Below are 14,730 nucleotides of genomic sequence, written 5' to 3'. Positions count from 1 at the left end.
CACCATCGGGGCCACGCGAGCAGGCAGGAGGACCGCCATGGCAGGCAGCGACGACCACGACCCGGTGCACCTATTCGTCGAGCGGATGGCGTTGACGTTCGCTGAGGTCGGTTTCCCGCGGATGGCGGCCCGGGTGCTGTTCACCGTGATGAGCGCGGACGACCCGTTGACCGCCGCCGAGATCGGCGAGCGACTCGGAGTCAGCGCGGCGGCGGTCAGCGGCGCGGTCCGCTACCTCACCCAGTTCGGCATGCTGATCCGCGAGCCGGTCCCCCGGTCCCGCCGGGATCGCTACCGAATGCCGGACAACCCCTGGTACGAGGCGACCGTCACCAAGACCGGGCTCTACAAGACGTTCATCGACGTGGCCCAGGGCGGAGTGGTCGCCCTCAACGGCCCCCAGACACCGGCCGGCGAACGAGTGGCCGAGATGCGCGACTTCTTCATCTTCGTGCAAGAGGAGATCGACTCGCTGGGCGAGCGCTGGCGTGCCCGCCGGGCCGCCACCGGCCACGTCCGGCCCGGCGAGGTCTGAACACCCCGTCAGGAGGTGTTGCCCCAGCGGGCCTGCTCGAGCAGCCGCACCGCCCGGTCCAGGCCATCCGGCTCGTCCGAGCGGAGCAGGGTGGTCGCCTCGTCGACCGCGTCGGTGAGCCGCCGCCACTGCGTGTCGCGCTCCCGCACCAGGTCCGACTGGGCGGCCAACTGCCGGGTCTTCACCCACAGCTCGACGAAGACCGACACCTTGGCCCGCAGCACCCACGGGTCGAACGGCTTGGTCAGGTAATCCACCGCGCCCACCTGGTACCCGCGCAGGGCGAGCTGGGCGTCCCGGTCAGCGGCGGTGAGGAAGATGATCGGCACGTGCCGGGTCCGCTCCCGGCGCTTGATGTGGCTGGCCGTCTCGAAGCCGTCCATGTCCGGCATCTGCGCGTCCAGCAGGATCACCGCGAAGTCGTCCACCAGCAGCTGCTTGAGCGCCGCCTCGCCGCTCTCCACCGCCACCGACTGGACCGGCAGTCCCTGCAGGATCGCCTCCAGGGCCATCAAATTCTCCCGCCGGTCGTCCACGAGCAGCGCCTTGGCCATCTGGGTCACGAAGTCTCCTCGGTCCGGCTGCCGCTGATCCAGGACGACATCAGCTCGATCAGGTCGTCCAGGTCGACCGGCTTGGTGATGTAGTCGCTGCCCCCGGCAGCGAGCGCCGACTCGCGGTCGCCCGGCATCGCCTTCGCGGTCAGGAAGACGACCGGCAGGTCGGCGAACCGGTGGTTGCGTCGGATCTGCCGGGTGGTCTCGTACCCGTCCTGGTCCGGCATCATGGCGTCCATCAGCACGATGTCCACCTCCGGATGCTCGGCCAGCAGGCGGACCCCGTCCGCCCCGTTGTCCGAGTACAACACGGTCATCCCGTGCAGCTCCAACGCGCTGGTCAGGGCGAAGACGTTGCGCACGTCGTCGTCCACGATCAACACGGTGGCGCCGTCCAGCTGGCGGGTGGCCGGCGCCTCCGGCCGCTGCGGCAGCAGCTCCAGCGGCGGCATCAGCAGCGACGACGGCAGGCCGGCACGCTGCGGGGACGGCGGCTGAGGTGCGACCACCGCATCCGGGGCCAGCACGTGCGGCACGAACAGGGTGAAGGTCGACCCCTGCCCCGGCGCCGACGACACGGTGATCGTGCCGCCGATCAGCCGAGCCAGATCACGGCTGATCGACAGGCCCAGGCCGGTGCCACCGTAACGGCGGCTGGTGGTGCCGTCCGCCTGCTGGAACGCCTCGAAGATGATCGACAGCTTGTCGTCGGAGATGCCTATCCCGGTGTCGATCACGGTGAAGGCGATCACCTGCTGGGCGTTGGTCAACGCCGGCACGTCGAACACCGCGTTCTCCGCCGCCGGGGCGATCCGCAGCGTCACCGCGCCGTTGTCGGTGAACTTCACCGCGTTGGAGAGCAGGTTGCGCAGGATCTGCTGCAACCGCTGCGCGTCGGTGACCAGCGCGGGCGGCAGATCCTTGCTCACCCGCACCTGGAAGTCCAGGCCCTTCTCCTCGGCCTGCGGCGCGAACGCCTGCTCCACGTAGCCGCGGATCTCCGCGAACCGGATCTCGGTCGGCTCGACGTCCATCCGACCCGCCTCGATCTTGGACAGGTCCAGGATGTCGTCGATCAGCCTGAGCAGGTCCGAACCGGCGCTGTGGATCGTCCGGGCGAACTCGATCTGCTTCGGGTTGAGGTTCTGCTCCGAGTTCTCCGCCAGCAGCCGGGCCAGCAGCAGCAACGAGTTCAGCGGCGTCCGCAGCTCGTGGCTCATGTTGGCCAGGAACTCCGACTTGTACGCCGAGGCCCGGGTGAGCTGCTGCGCCTTCTCCTCCAGGCCGAGCCGGGCCAGCTCGATCTCCCGGTTCTTCGTCTCGATGTTGCCCTTCTGCTCGGAGAGCAGGGTCGCCTTCTCCTCCAGCTCGGCGTTGGTGCGCTGCAACTCCGCGGACTGCTCCTGAAGCTCGTGCGCCAGCCGCTGCGACTGGGCCAGCAGCTCCTCCGTACGCCGGTTGGCCTGGATGGTGTTGACCGCGACGCCGATGGTCAGCACCAGCCGCTCCAGGAACGACAGGTGCAGCTCGGAGAAGGCCGCCACACTGGCGAACTCGATCACCCCGAGCAGCTCCCCCTCGAACAGCACGGGGAGCACCACCAGGTCGGACGGGGGTGTCTCGGCCAGCCCGGAGCGCAGGGTGAGCCGGCTGTTCGGGGAGGCGCTGACCCGGATCGTCCGACGGGAGAGCGCGGTCTGCCCGACCAGCCCCTCGCCCGGCCCGAAGGTGACGTCGTGCCCCCGTGCCACGTACCCGTAGGAGGAGGTCAACCGCAGCCGCATGCTGCCGTCGGTGTCGTCGGCCAGGAAGAAGGCACCGAGCTGGGCGTCGACCAGCGGGGTCACCTCGGTCATGATCATGCGGCAGACCTCGCCGAGGTCCCGCTGGCCCTGCAACAGGCCGCCGATCCGGGCCAGGTTCGAGTCCAGCCAGCCCTGCTCGGCGTTCTTCTTGGTCGTCTCCCGAAGGGTGACGATCATCTGGTTGATGTTGTCCTTCAGCTCGGCGACCTCGCCCTGCGCCTTGACCGCGATCCGCTGGGTCAGGTCGCCGCGCGTCACCGACGTGGACACCTGGGCGATGGCCCGCAGCTGGGTGGTCAGCGTCGAGGCGAGCTGGTTGACGTTCTCGGTGAGGTCCCGCCAGGTGCCGGAGACGCCCTTCACCTGCGCCTGACCGCCGAGCTTGCCCTCGATGCCGACCTCGCGGGCCACCCGGGTCACCTCGTCGGCGAACGACGACAGCTGGTCCACCATCGTGTTCACCGTCGACTTCAACTCCAGGATCTCGCCCTGCGCGTCCACCGTGATCTTCTGGCTCAGGTCGCCCTTGGCCACGGCCGTGGTCACCGAGGCGATGTTGCGGACCTGGCTGGTCAGGTTCGACGCCATCGAGTTGACGTTGTCGGTCAGGTCCCGCCAGGTGCCGGAGACGCCCTTCACCTGCGCCTGACCGCCGAGCTTGCCCTCGGTGCCCACCTCGCGGGCCACCCGGGTCACCTCGTCGGCGAACGACGACAGCTGGTCCACCATCGTGTTCACCGTCGACTTCAACTCCAGGATCTCGCCCCGGGCGTCCACCGTGATCTTCTGCGACAGGTCACCCTTCGCCACGGCGGTGGAGACCTGGGCGATGTTGCGCACCTGGGCCGTCAGGTTGGAGGCCATCGAGTTGACGTTGTCGGTCAGGTCGCGCCAGGTACCGGCGACACCGCGTACCTGCGCCTGACCGCCGAGCTTGCCCTCGGTGCCCACCTCGCGGGCCACCCGGGTCACCTCGTCGGCGAACGACGACAGCTGGTCCACCATCGTGTTCACCGTCGACTTCAACTCCAGGATCTCGCCCCGAGCGTCCACCGTGATCTTCTGCGACAGGTCACCCTTGGCGACCGCCGTGGTCACCGACGCGATGTTGCGGACCTGGCTGGTCAGGTTCGACGCCATCGAGTTGACGTTGTCGGTCAGGTCCCGCCAGGTGCCGGAGACGCCCTTCACCTGCGCCTGACCGCCCAGGTTGCCCTCGGTGCCCACCTCGCGGGCCACCCGCGTCACCTCGTCGGCGAACGACGACAGCTGGTCCACCATCGTGTTGACGGTGTTCTTCAGCTCCAGGATCTCGCCCTGGGCGTCCACCGTGATCTTCTGCGACAGGTCACCCTTGGCGACCGCCGTGGAGACCTGGGAGATGTTGCGGACCTGGCTGGTCAGGTTGCCGGCCAGCTGGTTGACGTTCTCGGTGAGGTCCCGCCAGGTGCCGGAGACCCCGCGTACCTGGGCCTGGCCGCCCAGCTTGCCCTCGATGCCCACCTCGCGGGCCACCCGCGTCACCTCGTCGGCGAACGACGACAGCTGGTCCACCATCGTGTTGACGGTGTCCTTCAGCTCCAGGATCTCGCCCTGCGCCGCCACCGTGATCTTCTGCGACAGGTCGCCCCGCGCCACCGCCGTGGAGACCTGGGCGATGTTGCGCACCTGGGCGGTCAGGTTCGACGCCATCGAGTTGACGCTGTCGGTGAGGTCCTTCCAGGTGCCGGCCACGTTCGGCACCTCGGCCTGGCCGCCCAGCTTGCCCTCGGTGCCCACCTCGCGCGCCACCCGGGTCACCTGCTCGGCGAAGAGCCGCAGGGTGTCGGTGAGGTAGTTGATGGTGTGCGCCAGCTCGGCGACCTCACCCTTGGCCGACACGGTGATCTTCTGGGAAAGGTCGCCCTTGGCCACGGCCGTGGACACCTGCGAGATCGACCGCACCTGGTAGGTGAGGTTCGACGCCATGGTGTTGACCGAGTCGGTCAGGTCCTTCCAGGTGCCGGCGACGCCCCGGACGTCAGCCTGGCCGCCCAGCTTGCCCTCGGTGCCCACCTCGCGGGCCACCCGGGTCACCTCGTCGGCGAACGACGAGAGCTGGTCGACCATGGTGTTCACGGTGCGCCCGATGCGCAGGTACTCACCACGCAGCGGCCGGCCGTCGATCTCCAGCGCCATGTGCTGGGACAGGTCGCCGTCCGCGACCGCCACGATGACCCGGGCGATCTCGGTGGTCGGTCGGCCCAGGTCGTCGATCAGCGAGTTGATCGCCCGCTGGCCCTCCGCCCAGGAGCCGTCCAACCCCTCGTCGTCGAGCCGCTCGGTGAGCCGGCCGTCCCGACCGACGATCCGGCTGATCCGCCGCAGGTCCAGGTACTGCCGCTCCTGGAGCGAGACCACCTCGTTGAAAGCGTCCGCCACCTCGCCACCCTTGCCGGCGCGGCGGGGTAGCCGGACCTTCAGGTCGCCGCGACGGACCCGCCGCAGCGCCTCGGTCAACTCACCGAGGAGCGCCTCGTGGTCGGATGCGGACGGATCCGCCACCGACTGCTTCGCCGTGGTCATCATTCCTCGCTCAACTCGGGGACGCCGGTCCGTGCGGACACGCCGGCACCCCATATTGTGCCCGCGCGCGCCCCAGTGCCAGGGTTCGCGACCCGCCGATCGGCCCGGGCGACCCTCAGATCCGCTCGATGCGGCCGATCCCGGAACGGCCGGTCGCAGACCTCGCCCGGGTGCTGAAACCCGCCGCACCGACCCGATCGACCCGACCGGTCGAGGAGCGTCTCGTTGACAAGGGGCCCTTCCTTGGGGCGCGGCTCGCGCGATGGTCGATCGGGTTGGCACCCGGCAGGGGGACGGTGGAGGATACGGGGGTGTCAGCCGAGGCGGGGCCCGCGACGGCCGGGGCCCGGAACGGGGCGGTCCGGCGTGTCCGCCTGCCCGCTGACCGGCGTACGCCGGCCGCCGCCCGCGCGGTGGTCCGCTCGGTGCTGGCCGAGGCGCACCTGGACGAGCTGGCCAACGAGGCGCTGCTGCTCACCACGGAGTTGACCACCAACGCCGTCGAGCACGCCCGCACCGAACTGGACATCGAGGTCATGGCGGACGAGGTCGGGCTGTCCGTGACCGTCTCCGACTTCGCCCCCGGGTCGGGCGACGAGCTGACCGTCGGCACCCGCAACGACGCCACCGAGATCAACGAAGTCTCCGAGCGGGGCCGGGGGCTGCTGCTGGTCGACCACTTCGCCAGCCGCTGGGGCACCACGTACCTGCCCACCGGCAAGGGCGTCTGGTTCCGGCTGGATCGTCCCGGCGTCGACCCACCCGCCGGGGGCACCGCCGGTGGCGAGTCGATACCGGCCAGTGCCGGCCAGGGGGCCGCCGCCGACAGCTCCGCGCCGAGCGCCAGCGCGATGAGCGAACTCATGCAGACGGTTCCCGACGTGTACGCGGATGATCCGCTGCCCGACTTCGCCGCCAACCTGCTCAGCCGGGTGGCCGAAATGGTGGGCGCGGGCGGGGGCGTGATCCGCCTGGACCGGGGCGACGGGCAGGGCCGCCAGGTGCTGGCCCGCTTCGGCCGGCAGCCGCGCGCCGACACAGAGCTGCTTCGGGTGCCGCTGTCGGTGCACCGGCCGTACGCGGGCGAGTTGGAGCTGGACGCCGCACCGTCGGCGTACGCCCAGCCGCTGGCGGTGCTCACCGCGGAGCGGCTGTCACTGCATCTGGAGAACGACCGGCTGCGGCGGGCCGACGTCCGCCGGCAGACGTGGCTGACGTTCCTGGCCGAGGCGAGCGAGTTGTTGGCCCAGTCGCTGGACGTCGAGCTGACCATGGCGCTGATTCCGCAGCTGGTGGTGCCCCGGCTCGGCCAGTGGTGTGCGGTGCACACCACCGACGAGTGGGGCCGGCTGCGGCTGGCGGCGGCCAGTCACGCGGACGAGTCGGTGCTGCCGCAGCTGCACAAGGTGCTGGAGGAGACAGGTCCGGACTCGATCCAGGCCCGGCTGCGCGAGGCGTCGCGCAGCGCGGCGCAGATCCCGCTCGGCGGGCCGATGGAGGGTTTCGCGGTCCCGTTGATCGCACGTGGACAGCGGCTCGGCACCCTCGCGGTGGGGCGGCACCAGCGGCACCGGCACGACCCGGACGAGGTGTCGGTCCTGGAGGACGTGGCCCGGCGCTCCGCTCTGGCCATCGAGAACGCGCGGATCCACGCCGAGCGTCGCCGGGTGGCGCAGACGCTCCAGCAGTCCCTGCTGCCGCCGGTGCTGCCCGTGGTGGACGGGATCGGCTTCGCCGCCGAGTACGTCCCGACCGGCTACGACGCCGAGGTGGGCGGCGACTTCTACGACGTGGTGCCGCTGCTCGACGGCCGCTGGCTGGTGGTGATCGGGGACGTCTCGGGCAAGGGCGTCCAGGCGGCCGCGGTCACCGGGCTGGTCCGGGACGTGATCCGGGTGCTGGTCGGCGACGGCAAACCGTTGCCGGAGGCGCTGGCCCGGCTCAACGAGACGCTGGTCGAGCGGGGCGGCGGCCGGTACTGCACCTTGGCCCTGGCGGCGGTCGGGCCGGGCGACGGTGATCGGCTCAACGTCTCGCTGCACCTGGCCGGGCACGACCGGCCGGTGCTGCTGGCCGCGGGTGGCGGTGCCCGTTTCGTCGGCGCCGGGGGCACCGCGCTGGGCCTCCTCGACACGATCACCTCGCCGACGGCGGAGATCACGCTCGCCCCGGGCGACGCCCTGATCTTCTACACCGACGGGGTCACCGAACGACGACGCGGCCGGGAGCTGTTCGGCACCGACCGGCTGCGCGACGCCGCCGCGCCACTGGCCGGATACTCGGCCGACGTGGTGGCCGCCCGGCTGCGCGCCGCCGCGATCAACTTCTCGGTCGAGCCACCCCGGGACGACATCGCCATCCTGGTGCTCCGCAACGACGCGGTCTGACCGCCCGCCGCCGGTCCACCCGGCGGCGGCGTGCTGGGTAGATTGACGGCCATGTCGAGCGCCGCGCAGGTCGTGCCGTACTCCCGGCCGACGGTCCGGGCGCTGATCGTCGGACAGTTGGCGACCGTCGGCGCGTTTCTCGCCGTGCTGCTGTTGTACCTGGGCCGGATGGCGGCCGCCGGTGTCGGCCCGGCCGAGATGCTGACCGGCGCGTACGACCCCAAGGACCTGATTCCGTTCGGGATGCACGCGGCGAACCCGCTCTACTGGCTGTACGCGGTGGTGTCGGTGCTCTACCTGGTGGGCGCGCTGCTCGGGCCACCGCTGGCGCTCGTCACGGTGGCGGTGGTCGCCCGGCAGCGGGACGCCCTGCCCCGGACGACGCGGACACTCCTGCTGGTCGGCGCGGCGGGCACGGTGCTGGTGCTGGTGGCCCGGTTCACCCCACCGTTGCTCGACATGCACCGGTGGTGGCTGGACTGACGACGGCGACAGCGTGCCGCGCCCATCAGAGGCCGCCGGGAAGGCGGCCGGGAGCGAGCCGGTGCTGCGGGTCGAGATGCTCCTTGGCGGCCCGCAGCCGGGCCAGGCCGGCCAGCTCGCCCCAGAGGTCGACGGCCTGCCGCACCGGGGCGGGGGCGGACACCACCACGCAGCGACCCTGCCGGGCCAGCAGCACGCCCCGGACGGCGGCCAGGATGGACGCCACCCGGTCGGGGGCCAGCGCGCCGGGCAGCGCCGCGTGCACCACGCCCAGCCCGGCGGAGCCTCGTACCGGCACCGGGGCGCCGGCCGCGTCGCGCAGCGCGTAGACGGCGGCGTGCAGGTCGCTGATCGGCACCTCCAGGCGCAGCGCCGTGTCGCCGGGTGCGAACGGGTAGCGGCGCCACCAGGGCGGCGCGGAGTGCGCGACGGTCGCCTCCCCGTGCAGCAGGCCGACCAGGCGCTCGGCGCGCTCGGTGACATCGGCCCGGCCGCCCTCGAGCAGCACCACCAGGCTGCCCGCCCGGGACGGGGCACCCGATCGCCCGGACATCGACGGGTGGCGCTCCCGGGCGGTGGCGGCCGGGTGGCCGGGCGGGTACGGCGCACGGGGCCGGGGCGCCCCGGCCGGCAGGTCCAGCTCGATGGCCGCCGGCTCCAGCCGGGCGGCGAGGATCGTCCGCACCAGGTCGTGCACCTCTAGGGGAGTCCACACGGGTCGGGACACCCAGAGCCGGCTGGCCGGCACCGGCTGCACCCGCAGGGTCGCCGAGACGAGCACGCCGAGCGCGCCCTGCGAGCCGCAGAGCAGCCGGGCCAGGTCGAGCCCGGGCGCGCCACCGCCGGCGCTGACCAGCTCGCCGTCGGCACCCAGGTAGCGGACGCCGAGGAGTTGGTCGCACGGGCTGCCGTGGCGGTGCCGCAACGGGCCGGCCTCACCGGCGGCGAGCACCCCGCCGAGCGTCGCCCCGGGCGACGGGGCGTCCATCGCCAGCCGCTGCCCGGTGCGCTCCAGAGTGGCCTGCACCGCCCGCAGCGGGGTGCCGGCGCCGACCTCGGCGACCGGCGCGCCGACCGGCTCGTGACCGATGCCGGCCAGCCGGCCGGTGTCGAGCATGATGTCGACCTGCACCGGCGTGGCACCCCAGTCGATCTTCGTGCCGGCGCCCCGAGGCACCACCGCCAGGTCGTGCGTGGCGGCCAGCCGCAGCACCTCGGCCGCCGCGTGCGGGCCGCCCGGCACCGCCACCCAACGCGCCGGCCGCCCGGCCACCTCGTCGGCCGGACCGGCGAGCCGGGCGAATGGCGGACCGCAGATCGCCGTCAACCGTCGGGTGATCTCGAGGGCTCCGGACCGGCCGAGGGAACTCGCTGCTGCAGCCATGTCGGCCATCGTACATGTGTTCGAATGCCGTGGTGGCGACTATCGGGATGCCGCTGGTCCGGCGCGCGGAGCGGGCCGGCCGGTAACGTGACCGCCGTGACCACCGAGACTGCGCCGCCCACGGCGAAACGGGTGCCCGCCGAACGCACCCACCACGGCGACACCGTCGTCGACGAGTACGCCTGGCTCGCCGCCAAGGACGACCCGGAGACGATCGCGTACCTGACCGCCGAGAACGCGTACACCGAGGAGCGCACCGCGCACCTGGCCGCGCTGCGCGCGGACCTGTACGAGGAGATCCGGCAGCGCACCCGGGAGACCGACCTGACCGTGCCGACCCGCAAGGGCGGGCACTGGTACTACACCCGGACGGTGGAGGGGCAGCAGTACGGGGTGCACTGCCGGCGCGCGGTCCGCGACTCCGAGACCGACCCACCGGTCAGTGCGGACGGTGCGCCGCTGGACGGCGAGGAGGTGCTGCTCGACGGCAACCTGCTGGCCGAGGGGCACGACTTCTTCTCGCTGGGCGCCTTCGACGTCAGCCCGGACGGGCGCTGGCTGGCCTACTCCACCGACTTCTCGGGCGACGAGCGGTTCACCCTGCGGGTGAAGGACCTGACCACCGGCGAGCTGCTCCCGGACGAGATCCCGGGCACCTTCTACGGCACGGCCTGGTCGACCGACGCCTCGGTGCTGTTCTACGTGACGGTCGACGACGCGTGGCGACCGAACCGGGTCTGGCGGCACACCGTCGGCTCGGCCGCCGCCGACGACGTGGTGGTCCAGCAGGAGGACGACGAGCGGTTCTGGGTGGGCGTGGAGCTGACCCGGTCGGAGAAGTTCATCCTGATCGACATCCATAGCAAGATCACCAGCGAGGTGCTGGTGATCCCGGCCGCCAACCCGACCGGCACGCCGGCCGTGATCGCACCACGGCGACAGGGCATCGAGTACACGGTGGAGCACCACGGCCACCGCTTCCTGATCCTGCACAACGACGGCGCGGAGGACTTCGCGTTAGCGTTCACCTCGGCGGACGCACCGGGCGACTGGGTGCCGCTGATCGAGCACAGCCCCGGCACCCGGCTGGAGGCGGTGGACGCCTTCGCGAACCACCTGGTGGTGTCGCTTCGTACCGACGGGCTCACCGGGCTGCGGGTGTTGCCGGTCGGCGGCGGCGACGAGTACGACATTGACTTCCCCGAACCGCTGTACAGCGTCGGGCTGGACGCCAACCCGGAGTACCGCACCGGGCAGGTCCGGCTGCGCTACTCCTCGCTGGTCACCCCGGACTCGGTGTACGACTACGACCTGGTCACCCGGCAGATGGTGCTGCGCAGGCAGAAGCCGGTGCTGCCCGGGCCGGACGGCCGGCCGTACGACCCGGCCGAGTACGAGCAGCACCGCGACTGGGCGCTGGCCGACGACGGCACTCGGGTGCCGATCTCGCTGGTCTGCCGGGTTGGCACGCCCCGGGACGGCTCGGCCCCCTGCGAGCTGTACGGGTACGGCTCGTACGAGGCCAGCATGGACCCGTGGTTCTCGGTGGCCCGACTGTCACTGCTGGACCGCGGTGTGGTCTTCGCGGTGGCGCACACCCGGGGTGGTGGCGAGCTGGGCCGGCGCTGGTACGACCAGGGCAAGCTGCTGGCCAAGAAGAACACCTTCACCGACTTCGTCGCCTGCGCCCGGCACCTGGTCAAGTCCGGCTGGACGGCCAGCGACCGGCTGGTCGCCCGGGGCGCCTCGGCCGGAGGCCTGCTGATGGGCGCGGTGGCCAACCTCGCCCCGGACGCGTTCGCCGGGATCGTCGCGCAGGTGCCGTTCGTGGACGCCCTCACCTCGATCCTCGACCCGTCGCTGCCGCTGACCGTCACCGAGTGGGAGGAGTGGGGCAACCCGCTGGAGGACCCCGAGGTGTACGCGTACATGAAGTCCTACACGCCGTACGAGAACGTGGCGCCGGTGGACTACCCGGCGATCCTCGCGGTGACCAGCCTCAACGACACCCGGGTGCTCTACTCGGAGCCGGCGAAGTGGATCGCCCGGTTGCGGGCGGTCGCCCCGGGCGGCGACTACCTGCTCAAGACCGAGATGGGCGCGGGGCACGGCGGCCCGAGCGGCCGCTACGACGCCTGGCGCGAGGAGGCGTTCATCAACGCCTGGATCCTGGACCGCCTCGGCCGCGCCTGACGGTGATCGGGAGGCGGCCATGACCGGCGAGGACGGGGACGGGGCGGGAACCGGCGCGCCGCCGGGTGCGGCTCGGCGCGCGTCCGCCTGGATGATCCTCGCGGTGGTGGCCGCCGCCCTGCTCGTGTGCTGCTGCTCCGCCGCCGTTGGCCTGCTGATCTCCTGGTCCGCCGGCCTCTTCCATACCCCGACCTGACCGGCCGCCGCGCGCTCCACGGCCGGTCAGGTTTGGGGGCCGGCGGTGCCGGCCGGTCAGCGGTGGCCGGCGCCGACCAGCGCGGCAGCCTCGCCGGTACGCACCATCCGCTGCCAGCGCAGCCTGTTGCCGATAAGCGCGGTGACCACCGACTGCACCACCACCAGGTACATCAGCTGCCGGTAGACCAACTGCTGGAACGGCAGCGCCCACAGTGGCCCGTACCGCTCCCGGTCCAGGTGCAGCGCGTAGCCGGCGGTGGCCGCCTGGAGCAACAGCAGCCCGGCCCAGGCCAGGGCGAGGGCCGACCAGGGCAGGAAGAGCAGGCCGTAGACGGCGAACACGTCGACCGCCGGCGCGGTCAGCGGCAGCACGATCTGGAAGACCGTGAGGTACGGCAGCCCGCGCCGGCCGAGCTTGCCGCCGGCACCCGACTCACGCAACGCGTGCCGGTGCTTCCACATCGCCTGCATCGTGCCGTAGCACCAGCGGTAGCGCTGTCGCCACAGCTGGCGCAACGACGAGGGGGCCTCGGTCCAGGCGATGGCCGACTCCTCGTAGATCACCCGCCACCCGGCCCTGAGCACCTGCATGGTCAGGTCGGTGTCCTCGGCCAGCGTGTCCGCCGGCACCCCGCCCACCCGCAACAGCACCTCCCGGCGGAACGCGCCGATCGCGCCAGGGATTGTCGGCATGCACTCCAGCACGTCGTACATCCGCCGGTCGAGGTTGAAGCCGATCACGTACTCGAGGTGCTGCCACCGGCCGAGCAGCCGGCGCCGGTTGGCGACCTTGGTGTTGCCGCTGATCGCGCCGACCGACGGGTCGGCGAAACCCTGCACCAGCCGGTGCACGGTGTCCGGCTGGAACACGGTGTCCCCGTCCACCAGCACCAGCAGGTTCGCCCGGGCGGCCCGGATGCCGGTGTTGAGCGCCGCCGGCTTGCCGGCGTTGGCCTGCCGGATCACGCGTACCCCGCGCAGCCGCATCCGCTCGACGATGTCGGCGGTGCCGTCGTCCGATCCGTCGTCCACCACGATCACCTCCAGCGCCGGGTACGCGCTGGCGACCAGGGAACGGACCGTGGCGGCAATGTTCGCCGCCTCGTTGTACGCGGGAACGATCACCGACACCGGGGCGCGTACCTCTGGCCGGCCCGGCCGCTGCCGGCGGACCCGGCGCACGTGGCGTTGGGCGCAGAACACCTGCACCACCAGACGCGCCACGCCGAGCACCAGGGCGACGGCGAGCAGCAGGTTCATCGCATCAGCCGACCAGCGGGCGCCGGTCTGGGTCCAGCGCAGGGCGGTGCCACTCAACCGGGTGCCAGCGCCTGCCGGAACCATCGACGGCGAGGCGTCGATGCCGGTGGACACGGTGGTGAAGCGGTAGCCCTGACCGGTCAGCGCGGGCAGCAGTCGGTCCAGCGCGGCCACCGTCTGCGCCCGGTCGCCGCCCCCGTCGTGCATCAGCACCACGGCGCCCTGCCCCCGCTTCGGAGTGGCCGCCTGGACGATCTCGCCGACACCGGGTCGCTGCCAGTCCCTGGTGTCCCGGTCGGCGAGCACCGCGACGTGCCCGGTACCAGCGGCAGCGCGCAGCGCAGCGTACTCGGGTCCGGTCAGCGCCGTCGGCACCGAGGAGAACGGTGGCCGGAGCAGGGTGACCTCCTGACCGGTCGCCGCGGCGATCGCCTTGCGGGTCAGCGACAGTTCCAGGTCACGCCGCCACGCCGGCACGGCGGCGAGGTCGGAGTGGGTGAAGGTGTGCGACCCGATTTCGTGGCCCTCGGCGAGGATCCGCCGAACCAGCTCGGGATGCTCGTTGACGCGGGCCCCGACCACGAAGAAGGTCGCGTGTGCGCCGTGCCGGCGCAGCACGTCGAGCACCTGCGGGGTCCAGCGCGGGTCCGGCCCGTCGTCGAAGGTCAGCGCGATTGTCCGGTCCGGCAGGGCCCGATTGACCGGCTCCGCCCGATCCAGCCGCAACACCGGGCCGCCCGAGCCGACCTGGGCCGGTACGCCCCCGGTGGCGGAACCGTCGGCGGCGGGGGCACCGGAGCCACCGGCGAGCCCGGTCACCACGCCGTTGACGGTGAGTGCCGCGAGCAGCAGAAGCAGTCCGAGTACAAGCAGGAGCCAGTGTGCCCGCGGATCGCGCCGGGCCACGTGTCGCGCCATCGTCACTGGGGCTTACCGGGCGGCCTGCTCGGCTTCACGGTGTTGCGATGCTGGTCGCCCTTGCCCGGCTGGTCGGTGACGGTTGGGGCCACGCTGGCCGTGGCCGGCGGGCCGGAGCGCCAGGCACCGGCGGTCGGGGTGGGCCTCGGCAGAGGGGCCGATGTGCCGGTCACCGGAGAGGTCGCCGGCGGGTCGGCCACCTGCGGCTGGTTGATCGCGTCCACGCCGACCTCCACCGGTCGCGGCGCACGAGGGTCGTCGGACCAGCCGGGCAGCGGCACCGAGGTGTCCAGGAAGAGCCCGGCGGCGATGAGCCCGAGGCTGGTGAGCAGGCCGAGAGCCATCGCGGTTCCGGCGATGACGGTCAGCCGGCGACGCCGGCCGGTCCCATCGACGAACACCGGCGGAGCGCCGCCCGGTTGAGTGTGCATCTGCCGAACTCCCA

The 14,730-nt window shown here is 72.1% G+C and carries 10 protein-coding genes; 5 read left to right on the top strand and 5 right to left on the bottom strand.

The window, feature by feature from the left end; translation table 11 throughout:
* Nucleotides 1-37 precede the first annotated feature (37 nt).
* Nucleotides 38-535, top strand: coding sequence for a GbsR/MarR family transcriptional regulator (locus BUS84_RS24650; RefSeq protein ID WP_074315957.1), 498 nt, complete (start codon nucleotides 38-40; stop codon nucleotides 533-535).
* 8 nt (nucleotides 536-543) lie between these two features.
* Here BUS84_RS24650 and BUS84_RS24645 read toward each other — a convergent pair whose 3' ends face one another.
* Both BUS84_RS24645 and BUS84_RS24640 read right to left on the bottom strand, forming a co-directional pair.
* Nucleotides 544-1,098, bottom strand: coding sequence for a response regulator (locus BUS84_RS24645; protein WP_074315955.1), 555 nt, complete (start codon nucleotides 1,096-1,098; stop codon nucleotides 544-546).
* A complete protein-coding gene (locus tag BUS84_RS24640; protein ID WP_074319081.1) occupies nucleotides 1,095-5,462 on the bottom strand; it encodes a HAMP domain-containing protein in 4,368 nt (1,455 codons plus the stop codon). Before BUS84_RS24640 ends, BUS84_RS24645 begins: the two co-directional genes overlap by 4 nt.
* A 311-nt stretch (nucleotides 5,463-5,773) precedes the next feature.
* Between BUS84_RS24640 and BUS84_RS24635 the strand changes: the two genes are divergently transcribed.
* A complete protein-coding gene (locus BUS84_RS24635; protein WP_074319080.1) occupies nucleotides 5,774-7,849 on the top strand; it encodes a SpoIIE family protein phosphatase in 2,076 nt (691 codons plus the stop codon).
* A gap of 51 nt (nucleotides 7,850-7,900) precedes the next feature.
* Complete coding sequence (locus BUS84_RS24630) at nucleotides 7,901-8,332, top strand: hypothetical protein (RefSeq protein ID WP_074315954.1); 432 nt, start codon at nucleotides 7,901-7,903, stop codon at nucleotides 8,330-8,332.
* Between the two features lie 25 nt (nucleotides 8,333-8,357).
* On the opposite strand, the gene BUS84_RS24625 is transcribed toward BUS84_RS24630, so the two are convergent.
* Nucleotides 8,358-9,716, bottom strand: coding sequence for an FAD-binding oxidoreductase (locus BUS84_RS24625; RefSeq protein WP_074319079.1), 1,359 nt, complete (start codon nucleotides 9,714-9,716; stop codon nucleotides 8,358-8,360).
* A gap of 96 nt (nucleotides 9,717-9,812) precedes the next feature.
* Here BUS84_RS24625 and BUS84_RS24620 point away from each other — a divergent pair, with 96 nt between their 5' ends.
* Both BUS84_RS24620 and BUS84_RS38340 read left to right on the top strand, forming a co-directional pair.
* Nucleotides 9,813-11,909, top strand: coding sequence for a S9 family peptidase (locus BUS84_RS24620; RefSeq protein WP_074319078.1), 2,097 nt, complete (start codon nucleotides 9,813-9,815; stop codon nucleotides 11,907-11,909).
* Between the two features lie 19 nt (nucleotides 11,910-11,928).
* Nucleotides 11,929-12,105, top strand: coding sequence for a hypothetical protein (locus tag BUS84_RS38340; protein WP_159451063.1), 177 nt, complete (start codon nucleotides 11,929-11,931; stop codon nucleotides 12,103-12,105).
* Between the two features lie 56 nt (nucleotides 12,106-12,161).
* Here the strand turns inward: BUS84_RS38340 and BUS84_RS24615 are convergent, their stop codons facing one another.
* A complete protein-coding gene (locus BUS84_RS24615; protein WP_074315952.1) occupies nucleotides 12,162-14,285 on the bottom strand; it encodes a bifunctional polysaccharide deacetylase/glycosyltransferase family 2 protein in 2,124 nt (707 codons plus the stop codon).
* A gap of 2 nt (nucleotides 14,286-14,287) precedes the next feature.
* Nucleotides 14,288-14,716 carry a superantigen-like protein SSL4 gene (locus BUS84_RS24610; protein ID WP_074315950.1) on the bottom strand — a complete coding sequence of 143 codons (429 nt, stop codon included), beginning with the start codon at nucleotides 14,714-14,716 and terminating at the stop codon, nucleotides 14,288-14,290.
* Between the last annotated feature and the right edge of the window lie 14 nt (nucleotides 14,717-14,730).

It is taken from the genome of Micromonospora cremea (assembly GCF_900143515.1).
GTDB classification, from domain to species: Bacteria; Actinomycetota; Actinomycetes; order Mycobacteriales; family Micromonosporaceae; genus Micromonospora; species Micromonospora cremea.
This window is presented reverse-complemented; position numbering and strand designations above follow the sequence as displayed.